Origin of the sequence: Streptococcus ovuberis, assembly GCF_012396585.1 — a bacterium.
GTDB lineage: Bacteria > Bacillota > Bacilli > Lactobacillales > Streptococcaceae > Streptococcus > Streptococcus ovuberis.
This window is the reverse complement of sequence record NZ_JAAXPR010000025.1, coordinates 12,308-28,097: the sequence shown is the minus strand read 5'-3', so window position 1 is coordinate 28,097 and position 15,790 is coordinate 12,308. Positions and strand designations below refer to the sequence as shown.

The window sequence follows — 15,790 nt, the reverse complement described above, 5'->3', positions numbered from 1 at the left end:
GTGATAAACTATAACTGGTTTTAGCCATTGCTAAAATAGTCCATTGGACTATTTTACTCCTTTCTGTATCTAACCTGAACAATTAGATTATACTAGGAAAAATAAATGGAAGCTAGAAGCCTTATCAGCCACCAGCTTAGCTGGTGGTTTTCTCATTTTTCTCTCCGAGAAAAACTGGCTTGAAGCCATAATACAAAGGAGGTCAAACTTCCCCTTCACTTTATAAAGGAAAATTTGACCCCTATCACAAGGCAATTATTTAAATTTTTCTTCTATAAATTTTCTCAGCTTCAGAAGTATACTGTTTTTCCTACCTTGTATAGCTTGATAGCTCACTTTCCTTTCTGATGCAATACTTGATAGAGTTTCATCATTAAAACACAGTCTTTCGATAATATCTCTTTCTTCAGCATTAAGTTTTGATATAGCCTCTCTAAGGGATTCAATCATCATCTGTGTTTCAACAATCTTTTCAACATCAACACTTTCATCAACAATATTATCTACAAAGTGTCCATCATAATCCAGAGAAGAAAAAAAGAGCAAGTGGTTTTTCCTGTCCACCTGCTCTAAGTATTTTTCATGTTCTCTTCCTCGCCAGTAAACTTTATATATATATGCTCGCTGACTTTAACCTTTTGTCCATTGACATAAAGGTAATATTCTTTTGGCATTTTATTTCCTCCATTTCTTTTTTTGTCTGCGTTTTAAAACAAAAAAAGAGGACTTCTGCACATAGGCATAATAAGTCCTCTGAAATGAAAGAAATCTGATCTTTCTTTAGTTTTATTTAATTGATTATGGCAATAGGCAATTATGAATCTTATACGAAAAAAGGATGTTTTTATTATGAGTCATTAAATATATAGCCTCTTTCATTTCCTCTCCCTCCGTTTTTCATAACTGACTATCTTTCATAAATTAAACCTTTTGTTATTTACCTTTAGCTAAATAGTGAAACGGTTTATGCTTGCCCTTATTCTTTGTCCATCTTTTTCAGTTCTCCAAGCATCATAAATACTCCAACGACAATCATAATGAAATCTACTAATGGTTGTGTAAACCAAACAGCTTTTACTCCAAATACCATTGGAAGAAGAATCATTGCAGGAACAAACAAGAATAATTGTCTAAGCATAACAATAATTCCTGCCTTTTTTCCATTTCCAATAGATTGAAAAAATGCAATCGTCATGACTAATACTCCATTCAAAATAAATACAGAGTATATTAATCTGAAATTACTAACACCTTGTGCAATTATATTTTCCTCTACACCAAATAAGGAAAGAATCTGATTTGAAAGTAATAGGGATGGAATCCAAAAGATTGCCGCAAGAACAAGTCCTCCAATAGAAAACACCTTCATAGTATGCTTTACTCTGTCAAACTGCTTTGCCCCGAAGTTTGTTCCGACAACCGGTTGCAATCCTTGACTCATTCCCCAAAGAGGAATAAACGAAAAAGCATATATACGCATTGTGGCAGCCATTAAAATTCCGTTTGTATCTCCACCGTACTTAAAAGCCATTTTATAAAGCATTGTTTGTTGAATCATAAACAGAAGTTGCATCATCATAGCTGATGAACCTATCGCAAACATTTCTGTTTTAATTTCCGAATCAGATTTTATCTTATGAATTTTAACGACTTTACTCTTTTTTAGGAAATAGAACAATGTTACAACAGCTTGAACAAACTGTGCTGTGATTGTTGCAATTGCAGCACCTTCAATAGCATATTTACCCATAACTATCATCAAGATCGGATCAAGAATAATATTGAGCAATGCTCCAAGTCCCATGATCATCATAGCTTTTTTCATCAACCCTTCGCCACGCATAACCATATTTGCGGACTGTGCGAAATTTACAAATATAGAACCTACAAAAATTATTCTCAGGTATCTTATACCATAAGCTTTTATTTCACCTGTTGCCCCTACCATAGATAAGAAATGAGGAGCAAGGAATATTCCTCCAACTGTAATGATTGTCGAAAACAAAATTACCCAAAAAGTCAGATTTCCCATGATTTTATCTACAGTTTTTTGATCTCCTTTACCAAGTGCCCTCGAAAGAACTGAGGCAGAACCTACGCCCAGCAGAGTTGAAATTCCACTATTTAAAAAGGTCAGGGGCATTGCAACTCCACAAGCGGTCATAGCTGTCTGCCCTATGATTTTCCCTGCAAATATACCATCCATCAAAGGATAAAGACCAATCACTATCATTCCAATAATTGCAGGAATCGATAGCTGAAAGAGTAAGTCTATAGGTCTTTTAGTTAATAGTTGTTCTTTCATATCTTGTTTCATTTATAATAGTCCTCCTTGTATTTTAGTAATATAAAATGATGTTTCATTCATATTAGTACAAAACATTTTTTATTATGACAGTTTCAAATTTTCGGCTATATATCTTGCCTCAATGAAGTTCTTATAAATTCCATCTATTTTTATAAGTTCTTCGTGTGTTCCATTCTGTGTTATTTTCCCATTTGCCAAAACAAGTATTTGATTTGCATTTTTTATGGTTTTTAACCTATGTGCAATTATGATGACTGTTTTATTCCTTGTAAGTTCTTCCATAGCAACTTGTAATTTATCTTCATTTTCCGGATCTATGTTCGCCGTTGCTTCGTCAAAAATAATAATCGGTGCATTTTTTATCATCGCCCTTGCTATTGATATTCTCTGCCTTTCACCTCCAGATAGACTCGCACCACCTTCACCTATAAATGTTTCATATTGGTCAGGCAGGCTCATAATAAAGTCATGACAACAAGCCTTTTTAGCAGCATCTACAACTTCCTCATGTGTAGCATCAGGCTTAGCAAATTTTATATTATTTTCTATTGTGTCTTGAAACAAATATACATTTTGAAAAACCATACTGATTTGCCTCATCAATGATTCTAATGAGTATTCTTTTATATCATGACCGCCTATACTGATTTTGCCTTTATCCACATCCCAAAATCTTGCGATTAAGTTACAAAATGTAGTTTTACCGGCTCCTGACGGTCCGACTATTGCAGTCATCTGTTTCTGCGGTATCTCAATAGATATATCATCAAGGATTTTTTTGCCTGAATATGAAAACTCTATATTTTCAAAAAAAATATTAAGATTATCAGGTTTTATTTCTTTTCCCTCAATATCCATCTGTGGAAACTCTTCTAATGCTTTAGTTTGTTCAATAGAGCCACTGACAACCCTGAGAGCAGTTGTGGCACTTCCTGCCAATTTAATTTGTGAAAAAGCAAGAAATGAAATTATAATCGTCATAACTGTATTTAAGAACGAAAGTTCTCCTCTGTGATAGAAGAAAATACCTGCACCTATTATTAAAATGCTAAATAAATCCAAAAGAATATTTTGCAAAATCGTATAAGGTGTAAACAGCTTTTCGCAATCAAGATTTGTTTTTCTGGTATTTTCAATAGCCCTCCTGACTCTTTCATCTCCTTTACCAGTTAAATTAAAGGCTTTTATAACAGCCATTCCTCCTATCTGTTCCAAAATAGCATCAACTAATTTTGCAGATGCCTCTTGTCTTTTAGGAAGTAAACTCCTTGACTCTTTTTCCATTTTTGATAAAACAAACAAATACAACAAGCTACCAATCGTTACAATTAAGCCAATTCTCCACTCAAACACCAAAATCATCAGTGTAAAAATTATCATGTTAATGAAGCCGGATAGGGTATTTACCATAACCATTGCAGCAGTATTTTCTACATCCCCCAAAACGGTTGTTGAAATGCCAACGACTTCACCAATATTGTTTTCATTAAAGAATCCCATAGGTATCTTTTTAAGCATTTCACCTATTTCCACTCTTTTATTTGCTACCATAAAATAACTTGCATGGCATTGTTGTAACTGCGAATAATAATTTGCAATACTTCTTCCCCCTATACTTACAACAAGAAGTATCAAAGCAGTCCATGCAGGCATCATACTCACATCTTTTTCGACAATACCTTTTACTATAAAGTAAATGGCACTAATTTGAAGCATATGAAAAATCGCAAATAGAAAACTTACCAATATAGAATGATATATATTTTTCTTCTCATAACCTGAGAAATCCAAAATCTTTTTTAAAGCACTTAGCATTCTGCTTCACCATCCTTTACTCCAATATGAGCTTCCCACATTTTTCGATATAGCTTAGAATTCTCCATAAGTTCTTCATGTTTACCGTGTGAAATAAGCTCTCCACTCTCAATTAAGAAAATCTCCTCTGCATCTGTTATTGTTGATAGCCTATGTGCAATAATAATGACAGTTTTATTTTGTATCAGCTTTGACAAAGATTTTTTAATAGTCACCTCATTTTCCGGATCTATATATGAAGTAGCCTCATCAAGTATTACAATAGGTGCATTTTTAAGCATTGCCCTTGCTATGGATATTCTCTGTCTTTCTCCTCCGGAAACATGACTCCCACTATTTCCAACAACAGTGTCGTAACCATGTTCCATCCTCATAATAAAATCATGACAGCCCGACTTCTTGGCAATCTCTTCGACTTCTTCATCACTTGCACTTAGATTTCCCATTCTGATATTTTCTCTAATACTTTCGTTGAACAAAAAATTATCCTGAGAAACAAAAGCTATCAAACCGTACAATTGCTTAAGTGGTATATCTACAAGATTATGTCCTCCAATTTTTATACTTCCATCACCTATATCCCAATATCCTGCTATCAATTTTGCTAAAGTTGACTTACCGCTTCCGCTTGAACCGACAAAAGCCACCGTTGTTCCTTCTTTTATACTCAGTGATACTCCATGAAGAATTTCTTTTTCTTCTTCATATCCAAACTTTACATCTTGTAGCTTAATACCATACTGCTTAATATCCACATCTTTATCGGAATGCTTTTGTTCTTTGCCCTCCAAAATCAAGTTAATAGAATTTGCAATAGTCCCTATCTTTGCAAGTCCATCAACAAAATTTATTGTTTCAAGTAAAGGTCCTGCAATGCCTAAAGATAAAATGATAATCGATATAAATACTTCCGCACTTAAACTTCCATGAATGTAGAAATACCAACCAAACGGAAGTACTGTTATCATTGTGGTCGGTGATATATTTTTAGATAAAGACACCGGCAATTGACAGCTCTTCATCCATTCATAAAAATATTTAGCATTTGCAATAACTTTGTCTTTATACTTTGCATATGATTTTTTATCCTGATTAAATGTTTTAATTACTTCTATTCCATTAATATACTCAACGATTGCAGAGTTCATATCTCTATTTACTCTTACCGAACCCTCATACTGAGTGGCATAATTTTTCATTACAAATCCCATAAAAATCATTCCCATAGGAATTGATGCCAATGATAGTAAAGCCATTCTCCAATCAAGAAATAATAAGTAAATAAATAGGCTCAAAGAACCCAAGAGGTTCGATGTCATTTCAGGCAACAGGTGAGCAAGCGGCTTTTCCATACTTTCAACTTGGTCTACCATAATCTGCTTAAAGTCCCCACTTGGAACTGAAATTATTTCTCCTAATGGCATCTTTGGAAGTTTATCAAGCATTCTCAAACGAATATCCTTCAACACACTAAAAGTCGCCTTATGAGATACAGATAAAGCCATTGTGTATAAGAGAGTTTTTAAAATATAAGATAATAGTCCTATCCCCATCCACATAGCATAAACTTTAAAATCTCCGTTTCCATTTACTAAATAGACTAATATACGACTTGCAGCAATGTATGGAACGATTCCTGCAATAACACCAATACTCGCTATAAGTACAGATGTTTTCAATTTTAAATGCTCTCTTTGTGCAAGTTGCCACAATATTACAGCAAGATTTTTTTCTTTCATTTTTAACACCTCCACAATTAAGATAACTTTGTTTGCTAACTTAGTTATCTCCTGTCCAAAAAAATAAGGGTCAAAAAAGCAATTGCCCTTATACTAAAAACCTAAAAGATTTTTCCAACCATCATTAAAAAATTTTACAACTATCTTTGAATTCTCTTTTACTTCATCTATTGTTTTAGAATGAATTATTATTTCACTCAAAGCATTTATATAGGCATGGTTTAATAGATGAACTGCAGTTTCTGGAATTTCAGTCATTTGTTTTTTCTCGGCTAAGATTTGAAATACCTTTTTTTGATTTTCATCCTCAAATTTAATCAATTTATCAGCAAAATCTGCATATTTAGTTCCATACGATTTATAGATTAAAAGTTCAAATATATCCTTCTTTTCAAACACATACAATGCAGTTTCCATTACCCCAACCAAATTAATATCTGCCAAATCCATAAATTTATTTCTGTCTAAACTTTGAAATGACTCTGTTTCAAATTTGGAATAAAGCTCTAATATCTCATTAGCAAGAGATTCTACCAATGCAACAAACAAATCTTCTTTATCTTCAAAATGACGATAAAAGGCTCCTGTAGTAACTCCAGCATTTTTGCAAATTTTTCTTAAATTGGCTCGTTCATATCCATCCTTCATAAAGGTTGCTTTTCCACTATCCAAGATTTTTTTATGTGTAAGTTCATAGCCCGTTAAATCGGTCACTATTCCACCTCCTTTCGTCTTTTGATAACTTAGTTATCATTATACTGAATAGATTTCTCTTTGTCAAGTTAGATATGGCAAATACCTAAGAAGCTGTATTCACAATAGAAACACTGACTAGAATGGGCTAATTTTAGCTTACTCACTATCAAATGTTCTGGTAATACGGCCATTATTCCCACAAAAATTGTCCTCAGTTGGCAAAAAACTAGTCTAATTAACTTAATATCCCTATTGTGAATACAGGTTCTAAAATTTTTGATATAATAAACTATAAAATTTGATATATGCTTAATGCTTGCTACCATAACCATTCTTTTGTAGCAAGCACAGTAAGTGTACGGACACTTACGAAAAAATTGATGAAGCAGCCCTTGGGGATCTGCTTCTTTTTTTATCAATTTTTAGCTTGTACCCTCGCCTAATAGTTTCATCAATTCGAGTAAACTCTCATTGGAAACTATTGGCTGGGGCAAACTTTTAGGGAGAACCCTAAGACCCCGAAATACATTTAAAGGAGGACTTATCTATGGCAAACAGAATACGAAATAAAAGACTTGAAATTAAATTGACTGAAGAAGAAAAGGCTCTTTTTGATGAGAAAAAAGACTTGCGAAATGTAGAAATATGAGCCTTTTTATCCGCAAATGCGTTTTAGAAAAAGAAATTTATCAAATAGATTTAGAACCGTTTAGTGATTTACAGGGCTTGCTTTCCAACGCAACAAACAACATCAATCAGATTGCAAAGCGAGTAAATTCGACAGGTGTAATCTACAAAGAGGACATTGGTGATATAAAAAATGAGATCGAACATTTCTCAAAAGAATTATGGCAAATTCATTCACTACTGCTTAACAGGACTTCCGGAGGTGATTAGTTTTCATGGCTATTACAAAAATACACCCAATAAAATCGACTCTTAATCTTGCAATCGAGTACATTGTAAATGGAGATAAAACAGACGATCAGATTTTAGTCAGTACTTATAAATGCCACGAATCAACTGCTCATACTCAATTTTTAAGGACACGAAACGACGCAGGAACAAAGGGAAATGTTTTTGCAAGACATCTTATTCAATCCTTTTTACCGGGAGAAACTACGCCTGAAATAGCACACCAGATCGGCATGGAGCTGTGTAAAAAGATATTAAAAAATGAGTATGAATTTGTCTTATCTACTCACATAGATAAAGAACATATTCACAACCACATCATTTTCAACAATGTAAATATGGTAACAGGTAGCTACTACCAGTCTAATAAGAGAAGCTATCATCAAATCCGTTATCAGAGCGATAAGCTATGCAAAGAAAATAACCTATCTGTCATTGATGAGTTCTACGAGAGCTATAAGAAAAAATATAAGACTAACGGTAAGTCTTGGTATGAAAACGAACATGCAAAGCGTGGTACTTCTTGGAAAAGCAGGCTTCAATTTGACATTGACAGAATGATAAAACAGTCTAAAGATTGGGATGAGTTTCTAAAAAAGATGGCTGATCTTGACTATGAAATTAAGTATGGCAAGCGTATCGCTTTTAAGCCGAAAGATAAGCCAAGATTTACAAGAGCTAAAACAATCGGAGAAAATTATACTGAAGAAAGATTAAAAAAACGCCTTGCAAAAAGAGCATCTATTGAAAAGACAACCCTTTTCTGTACACTTTTTATAACGTGTTTTTGGTTAAGCGATCACTCGTTTAGCCATGGGGGTTGGTAATTGAGACTACCGTGACTGCGATGATGATGCCACCAGTGGACATAGTTCCTGGTTTTAAGGGTTAGTTCTGCCAAGGAATGAAAGGTTTCTTGATTCATAAACGCCAGTTTGAAGGAACCATAGGTGCTCTCAGCTACTTGTCAAGGGTCGAAGGGGGTAACGCATATTCTTTGATCAGCGCGCTTCGTTTCATACCGGCAGCATGAAGGTCAACAATTTGGTGCTTAAAGCCATCACTAAAGTGACGACAGATTTTTCTAGACCTATTGTTCTCCTATTTGTCTTTAGTGTAGATCACTTTATTCTTCTATCTCGTTTAGTGGAACCGCATCACCTTGCAGCATCAGGTGATACGGCTTATGTTGCATCCTATTGGTAGGGCGAGACACGGGTTTATCTTTCATATTCAGATACGAGGAAAGCTATTGCTCATGCGAATAGATTGGGAGAGGCACTTCATTGGAGTAGTATAGCTGGTTTGTTTGATTGGCGAGTTTCCTCAGTTTTTTATATAGCGGACTCTATGAATATAACATAAAGAAAAACGATGCAAAGTGCAGTGACTAATGGAAGATTAGTCATTACCATCAGTCATCAATAAGGTGGCGTCTCTGTAATCTCTAGGTAAAATGGAGTGTTTATGAAAAAGATAGGAAGAATGATATCTTGGCTGCTAGCTCTTTTGGGGAGTTGTCCTAATCTATATGTTCAATTTGATTATGGCCAAGCTCGTGATCATTTTTACTTACTGGGCGTTTTTGGATAATTCTAGGTGGGGTTTTACGGGCATTGCTGGGCAAAAACTGAATACAGATGAACCCAGTATCATTAAAATTCACCGCAACAGCTAAATGCAATTCCAAAGCTCAGTCTAGTCGATGACAACCCTAGAACCATAGTGTTTGAATGGTAGAAAAAACAGCTTGACGCGGTGGTTAGGAGAAATGCTTAGCGATTTGTCAGTTTTAGCGTTTCCTCTGCACAGTTACTTAGGGACTTTAGTTTCAAGCAAGCATCGCTGATTGTAGCTTGCTCCGCTTTATCGCTCCAAAACCGGCCTAATCAACTGATGCAGGGGAGTGACATTGTCCAGTGGACGCTTTCAAGTCTGGACCTTGGGATAAAAAGCAACGACGAATGCCTCTTGTTTATCGGAAGTTTTTCCCACTCCCATTAATTTGACACATTTGTCTTGCAGGAATATTATCTTTCGATTAACAAAACTGGAAAATATGGTATAATGGGTAGAAGATTACATTTTTGGAGGAATTCATGCCTTTAGCCAAAATAGTATATGCCAGCATGACTGGCAATACCGAAGAAATTGCAGATATTGTTGCCAATAAATTAGAAGAGTTAGGCCTTGATCTTGAAATCAACGAATGTACTACTGTTGATGCAGATAGTTTCTTAGAGGCAGACTTGGTGATCGTTGCAACCTACACTTATGGAGACGGCGAGCTTCCTGATGAGATCGTTGACTTCTACGAAGATTTGACCCAGCTAGATCTGACTGGCAAGGTTTACGGTGTCTGTGGATCAGGTGATACCTTCTATGACGAATTCTGTAAATCCGTTGATGAATTCGATGCTGCATTTACTACAGCTGGAGCTACAAAAGGAGCTGAATCTGTCAAAGTAGATTTAGCTGCTGAGGACGAGGACATTGTCAATCTCGAACATTTTGCCCAATCCTTAGCTGAAAAGGTCTTGTAAGTACGAGGGATACCCCACCAGACAACAACCAAAGGAGGCTCGGACACTATCGGTCCTAGCCTCCTTCCCATATATCTAAGGAGATTCTATGCAAACATCTGAAAAAGGCCTATCATCTTTTGCGCTGCGCAACCTCGCCATGCTACTCATGCTCATTGATCATACAGGAGCAACTCTCTTTCCTGACTTACTTTGGCTCCGCTATATCGGACGGCTCGCCTTTCCGATTTTTGCCTTCTTAATTGTGGAGGGCTACTATCACACCAAGAATCTGAACCGCTATCTCTTGCGCCTACTAGCTCTAGCCATTATCACTGATATTCCTTATCATCTGATGGATAACAAAATTTGGGCTTACCAGCCTTTCCATAATGTGATTTGGACCTTCCTCATCGGATTAGCCACTGTCTGGAGTATCGATAACACTCGCCAAAAGTACTCCAAACCACTGACCATCGGGTTCACTATTGTCTTTCTCCTGCTCGGCTGTTTCTTGGCTGAGAGCCTCCACACCGACTACAGTTTTCGAGGAGTCCTGACTCTTGTCGGCTTCTATTTCTGCCACGGTCAGACCCTTAAGCACAAAGCCGGCCAAGTTGCTCTGCTCCTCTTGGTCAATCTCATCCTATCCAATATTGAAACGGTGCTCTACATCGGCTTTGAAAACATTCCTTATTATTGGAATATCTACGGAATGCAGCTGATTTCCCCGCAACGCTATGCCCCTTTGGCCCTTCTTTTCATTTGGCAGTATAATGGCAGAGCAGGCCATCAGTCTAAGGTTTCCCAAGCCTTTAACTATCTCTTTTATCCCGTGCACATGCTTATACTAGGCCTTTTGGCCCTCTATATCTTCTAATATCCAGAACTTCTCTGCCAAACAATAAAATCCTCCATCTTTCTAAAGCGGATGAAGGATTTTATTAGTTCAAAGCAAAAAGCAGCTCAACAAAAGCATTACTCTAAAGACCTTATAAATAGCCCAACCACTTGGGCCACGTGATGGGGAGCATCTGTATACATGCTGTGACCACATCCTGAAAGGTATGTCACCTCAACATCAATCGGTAACTGATCAAGCGCCTCCTTTTTAAACTCAGGCGTCTCCTCTCCCAAATCAGGCAGATACAAATGCACCGGCAAACCATCTAACAGGTGTATCGCTCCTTGAAACTGACGTCTCAGACGTAAGAGATTAAGAACTATCGCTAGCTCCAAATTCAGTTTGAATTTTCCATTCCTTTCGACAAGGCTTTCCGCCACAACTCTGTCCAAGTTTTCAGACCAAAAAGACGCTTGACACTGCTCTTGCGCAATCGCCACTTCCAGGCTGTCAAATTGAGTTTCTTTAAGAAACTGCTCAGCCTCTGCCAGCTCCTGTTCCAAGGTTTGAATATTGTCCATATTGTAAAAGCCGCCATCTAAGAGTAAAAGCCCTTTAACTTGGACATAATGACAGGCCAGATAAGCCGCCAAATCCCCACCAATTGAATGCCCAATCAGAACCATTTCTTCCTCAAGATTGACTTGCTCTTCAAACCAGCCTCTCACAGCATTCAGGTCAGTTAACTCAGAAGTCTTTGTCGGTAGTCCTAAATACACTAGGGGAAGATTCAGGGCTCCAAAAAGTCCAAGGCATGATAACGATTCCCTCCTAAGTCAGCTAAAAAATAATAGGTTGTCCTAAAAACTCCTTTTCATTATCATAAGACAATTAACCTAAAACCAGTAGCCTGTGACGGACTACTGGTTTTAAATTGTTGAAAAGCTACTTCTATCTCCTAGACAAGTTTCACAGATCACCTACCAGGTCTTCCACCTATTCCACGACCGTCAGCTTGCTAGCTTCATCAATGAATTTGCTGTAGCCGTCATTTTTTAGAAGCTCTGCAATGACCTTGTCAATCTCAGCCTTGAGCGCGCTACTCCCCTTTGGCATAGCCACTGCCTTAGCATCCCCATCTGATACTTCAAGTGCTACTTGAGATAGGGCAAGATCTTTATTTTGCGCCAAATAACCGGCCGCAACTGGCCCTTCCAAGTTAACCGCTTGAACTTTTCCAGATTTCAGCTCATTAATTGCTTCGCCCATATTAGTCAATGAAACCACATTGGAATCAGTCAATTGAGCTTTTACTAACCCTTCTTCAATCGTTCCTTTTTGAACCGCAACGGATTTATTGTCAAAATCTTCTAGCGCCTTATACTGACCCACTTCGGAAGCAAGGACTAACATAGCATTTTCCGTCTCATAATAGCTCTCTGAAAAATCAAAGGCTTTGGCACGTTCCTCAGTATAGGAAATACCTGAGATGGCAATATCTGCTTTATCCGATTGTAAACTAGATAAAACATTATCAAAGCTCATAACCGAAATCTCTAGCTCTACGCCTAAATGGTCTGCAATAGCTTGGGCGAGATCAATATCAGCTCCGACCACTTTATTCTTTCCATCAATCAAGGTCTGAAACTCAAAAGGGGCATAATCAGGACTCACTGCTACAACCAGCTTACCTGCTTCTTGGATTTCTTTTAACGACGTGTCCGCTGTCGGTTGTTGATTGCTGCAAGCCACCATTAGAAGCGCACCTGCTAGAGCAAGCACTGTTAACAAACTTTTCTTAATCATTTTTTATTCTCCTTAAATCTAAGATTGTTTTATTATATTGCATAATTATTCTTTTGTCAATTGTTTTTTAAAATTTCTTGCAAAATTAAAAGATTAAAAATAAATTTCTGTCTATTTACAAGCTACAACTTCCGTCATTCAACCTACTTTTTGGTATAATGGTACTTATTAATATCAAGGAGTTCCTATGTCTAAATTAAAATTGCCATTCATCGCCATACTTTCCCTAACTGTCTTATTGCTTGGACTATACGGTATTCATTTGCTGATCGGAGAAGATAGCTCCGCACCGTCAATGTCTATCGGAGAAAAACAAGAAACCAACACTGCCTTTCAACTGGACAAGCAAATTCTTCCTGATTTTACGCTAACGAGTACTCAGGGGGGCACTATCAACAGTGAATCTTTCCACGACAAACCCATGTTCATCATGGAATGGGCAAGCTGGTGCAGTTATTGTCAGGAACAAATGCCATTTGTCCAAGAAGTCTTTGACCAATATAGTGATCGTGTCAACTTCGTTCTGATTAATGCGACTGGTTTCGATGGTGAAACGCCTGAAGCCGCTCAAGCTTATATCACTCAAAAAGGATACACCTTTCCATGGTATATTGATCAGGGATTAACAACCGCAGATATCTTAAAAGTTGAAAGCACCCCAACGATTTTTGTCGTTGATAAGAATCAAACCGTGCAAACAGTCTTTACCTCTGTACAGACTAAAGAGAGCCTTGAGGCTGCCATCAAGCAAGTTTTAAACTAAACCATGTCTAACTAGTTGACCTTCCCTGATTAGCCTACTCTATCATGGTCATGTATCAACGAATAACCCACCGAATTGTTCTTCGGTGGGCTATTTTATCGTTCTGAAAACCACTCTTCTCGCAAGACGCCATATTTGACGCTATCATAGTAAATCCCCTGCCAATAGCGCACTTTGCGGATGCAAGCTTCCTGGGTCATACCGAGTTTGGTCGCCAGTTTCATCATGCCAGGATTGCCAGACCAGCTGGTCAAGCCCACCCGCTCAATCTCTGGAAAATCGTCAAAGCATTTCTCAATCCATTGAGACAGAGCTGCGGAGCCAATCCCTGCTGACCAGAGGTTCTCGTCATAAATGATTAAACCGATTTCCAACCAACGAGTGGCCTTATTTTCCCAGTAGCGACCAAGGGTACCAACGACTTGACCATCGACAAAAATCCCCCAGGTCTTGTCAGGATTGGTCAAAGACGGGTCATCAGCTAAAAGTTCCTCAACTGTCTGACAGGGCTTGTATTCTTCAAAGTAGGGAGCGTTGAAGTCTGCCCACTTGGGCTTGTCTTGGGTGAAACCGATTTGCCGAATGGTGTCGATATGATCTAGAGTTAAGGGGGTGATGGTGATTTGGGGCATGCTAGTCCTCTTTCAGTTTTAATTGGAAGTCCAAGTGCTCCAGCACAAGGAGGGACAATTGGCGATATTGGTCGTCAGTCAGGTAGGTGCGAGAGCTGGTTTCGCTAAAGATGATAAAATCACTAAAAGCAGACACTAGCAAGGGCTGGGTCAAACGGCGGAAATCGGAAACCTTGGCATACCAGGGATTGCTCCAGGCCGCAAAAGCATAGCCAGGCGACTCCCGCTGAAAGGGCGGACTGGCCAGTCGCCCAACTGCTAGCAGCTGACCAGCATAGGTCTCATAGAGATTTTGCTGGTTTTTAGCGTAAGCCAAAACCTGGTCAAAATCCTCCACCTGACCTTCAAAGGAAGCAATCTCTGCCACCAAGCGCGCCATGTGGGCCACGGCATTTTCCGCACAGGTAAAAAAGATGGTATCGCCCATCTGGCTGTCCTCGTCCACTGTCCAGACCTGAGGCGTGTCCTCAAAGTGCAGAATGTGGTCGATGTTGGTCAAACCATCCGAGTAGTAACGGTCAATCAAATCCTCCAAGGTCATGGGGGAAGTAAAGGTCATGATAAGGGGCATGGGAGTCTTTCTAAAAAATGTCAAAAATTTCTGATTGTCTATTTTCTATTTCTGAAATCATTGTTTGAATTTCCTTATTTATAAAGTTAGGAGATTTTAATTTTCTTTTTTCATTACTTACTTTATTTAAAAGTTTTGGATCATCACAAAAATCATATAAATTTTTCTCTCTCAAAACAATATAATTTTCATCGAAAATAGCAAACATTCTAACAGGGTTATAGGATAATATCTCTGTGAATGCTTGATCGTTCGAAACAAAATATGAAAAATATATGGTGCTCGATAACTTATTGTCTTCTAAAAATGCACGCTCCATCAATCTAACATGGCCTATATCCCAAACTGTACTAGATATTTGAGAGACTGTTTTCTTAGAGTATGTCATAATTTTCTTGAATATTCGATCTTTATTATTGACTTCGAAATATCTAAACATTAAAAATGATTCAAATTCAACGTATATTCCCAATGTATCTAAAGAATACTCTAGCCATTTTTCAAACTTATTAGTTATTTTTTTGTCTTGTTTTATTAAAAAAGCTTTTAATAATAAACACTTTATCACATCATAATGTATAAAACTATGTTCTATTCCGTTCCTTATTATATCGTACTGCTCCTTAACCCAACAGTATTCCTCATTTGATAATTCATATTGATGAAAATTATAAATTGTTGTACCACTATTTGAAAATTTAGCATAATTAAATAACATATTAGCAAGTTTATTGGCATCTTCAATTGTTGAACTAGATCTCTCTATCAAAGATATAAAATCTGAATAATCAAATTGATATTTTTTCATATGATTTAGCAATGCAATAAAATCATCTGGATGATTTTTCAACCTACCTTCTGATAGTTGCTCTAAAAAACCTAAAATATTTAAATCTAAATGAGCCAACTTCCCAAAAAGAATTTCTCTAGTTTCCAAACCTATAAATTTACTGTCCAACACCCATGTCTTTGTATAATCACTTAGACCTAACAATTGATATTGATTAAACTTTATATTTTGAAAACTATCATCAACATTTGATTTTACTTCATCAAATAAAAATATCCTAACATTATCGTCTTTAGTAAAATAGTTCTCAAAAATTTTAATTTTATCAAGTATATTTGACTGTTGAAAGAGTTCAGTTATAATTTTATAGTATCTATGCATCCTATCTA

The 15,790-nt window shown here is 37.0% G+C and carries 12 protein-coding genes and 4 pseudogenes; 5 read left to right on the top strand and 11 right to left on the bottom strand.

Features of this window, described 5'->3' with window-relative positions:
* Positions 1–255: 255 nt before the first annotated feature.
* The 5 genes and pseudogenes from HF992_RS10230 to HF992_RS10210 all read right to left on the bottom strand — a co-directional run bounded on the left by HF992_RS10230 (position 256) and on the right by HF992_RS10210 (position 6,576).
* Positions 256–674 (bottom strand): annotated as a pseudogene (locus HF992_RS10230) (sigma-70 RNA polymerase sigma factor region 4 domain-containing protein).
* 302 nt (positions 675–976) lie between these two features.
* Positions 977–2,317 (bottom strand): MATE family efflux transporter, encoded by a 1,341-nt coding sequence (locus tag HF992_RS10225; RefSeq protein ID WP_168549927.1) that lies wholly within the window; start codon positions 2,315–2,317, stop codon positions 977–979.
* Between the two features lie 72 nt (positions 2,318–2,389).
* Complete coding sequence (locus HF992_RS10220; protein WP_168549926.1) at positions 2,390–4,123, bottom strand: ABC transporter ATP-binding protein; 1,734 nt, start codon at positions 4,121–4,123, stop codon at positions 2,390–2,392.
* Positions 4,117–5,862 carry an ABC transporter ATP-binding protein gene (locus HF992_RS10215; RefSeq protein ID WP_168549925.1) on the bottom strand — a complete coding sequence of 582 codons (1,746 nt, stop codon included), beginning with the start codon at positions 5,860–5,862 and terminating at the stop codon, positions 4,117–4,119. Before HF992_RS10215 ends, HF992_RS10220 begins: the two co-directional genes overlap by 7 nt.
* Positions 5,863–5,955: 93 nt before the next feature.
* Positions 5,956–6,576: a TetR/AcrR family transcriptional regulator gene (locus HF992_RS10210; protein ID WP_044679050.1), complete on the bottom strand. Its 621-nt coding sequence runs from the start codon at positions 6,574–6,576 to the stop codon at positions 5,956–5,958.
* A gap of 529 nt (positions 6,577–7,105) precedes the next feature.
* Between HF992_RS10210 and HF992_RS11830 the strand changes: the two are divergent.
* Together HF992_RS11830 and HF992_RS10200 are read left to right on the top strand one after the other, a co-directional pair.
* Positions 7,106–7,455 (top strand): annotated as a pseudogene (locus HF992_RS11830) (plasmid mobilization protein).
* 5 nt (positions 7,456–7,460) lie between these two features.
* Positions 7,461–8,222, top strand: a pseudogene (locus HF992_RS10200) (relaxase/mobilization nuclease domain-containing protein); the annotation flags it as partial.
* A gap of 42 nt (positions 8,223–8,264) precedes the next feature.
* On the opposite strand, the pseudogene HF992_RS10195 reads toward HF992_RS10200, so the two are convergent.
* Positions 8,265–8,437 (bottom strand): annotated as a pseudogene (locus HF992_RS10195) (IS3 family transposase); the annotation flags it as partial.
* A gap of 1,135 nt (positions 8,438–9,572) precedes the next feature.
* Between HF992_RS10195 and HF992_RS10190 the strand changes: the two are divergent.
* Both HF992_RS10190 and HF992_RS10185 read left to right on the top strand, forming a co-directional pair.
* Positions 9,573–10,016 (top strand): flavodoxin, encoded by a 444-nt coding sequence (locus HF992_RS10190; protein WP_168549922.1) that lies wholly within the window; start codon positions 9,573–9,575, stop codon positions 10,014–10,016.
* A gap of 88 nt (positions 10,017–10,104) precedes the next feature.
* The gene (locus HF992_RS10185) at positions 10,105–10,875 is read left to right on the top strand and encodes a TraX family protein (RefSeq protein ID WP_168549921.1); all 771 of its coding nucleotides are present in this window, start codon (positions 10,105–10,107) and stop codon (positions 10,873–10,875) included.
* A gap of 98 nt (positions 10,876–10,973) precedes the next feature.
* Here the strand turns inward: HF992_RS10185 and HF992_RS10180 are convergent, their stop codons facing one another.
* Positions 10,974–11,618: an acyl-CoA thioester hydrolase/BAAT C-terminal domain-containing protein gene (locus HF992_RS10180; RefSeq protein ID WP_168549920.1), complete on the bottom strand. Its 645-nt coding sequence runs from the start codon at positions 11,616–11,618 to the stop codon at positions 10,974–10,976.
* Positions 11,619–11,835: 217 nt separating this feature from the next.
* Entirely contained in the window at positions 11,836–12,645 is an 810-nt protein-coding gene (locus HF992_RS10175; RefSeq protein WP_168549919.1) for a transporter substrate-binding domain-containing protein, read from the bottom strand.
* Between the two features lie 187 nt (positions 12,646–12,832).
* Between HF992_RS10175 and HF992_RS10170 the strand changes: the two genes are divergently transcribed.
* On the top strand, positions 12,833–13,408 hold the full coding sequence (locus tag HF992_RS10170; protein ID WP_168549918.1) for a TlpA family protein disulfide reductase: 576 nt from the start codon (positions 12,833–12,835) through the stop codon (positions 13,406–13,408).
* Between the two features lie 95 nt (positions 13,409–13,503).
* On the opposite strand, the gene HF992_RS10165 is transcribed toward HF992_RS10170, so the two are convergent.
* Genes HF992_RS10165 through HF992_RS10155 form a run of 3 tightly spaced genes read right to left on the bottom strand, consistent with a single transcriptional unit; the run spans position 13,504 to position 15,782 of the window.
* Positions 13,504–14,040, bottom strand: coding sequence for a GNAT family N-acetyltransferase (locus HF992_RS10165; protein ID WP_168549917.1), 537 nt, complete (start codon positions 14,038–14,040; stop codon positions 13,504–13,506).
* Between the two features lies 1 nt (position 14,041).
* A complete protein-coding gene (locus tag HF992_RS10160) occupies positions 14,042–14,611 on the bottom strand; it encodes an LOTUS domain-containing protein (protein ID WP_168549916.1) in 570 nt (189 codons plus the stop codon).
* Between the two features lie 10 nt (positions 14,612–14,621).
* Positions 14,622–15,782, bottom strand: coding sequence for a hypothetical protein (locus HF992_RS10155; protein ID WP_168549915.1), 1,161 nt, complete (start codon positions 15,780–15,782; stop codon positions 14,622–14,624).
* Positions 15,783–15,790: the final 8 nt, after the last annotated feature.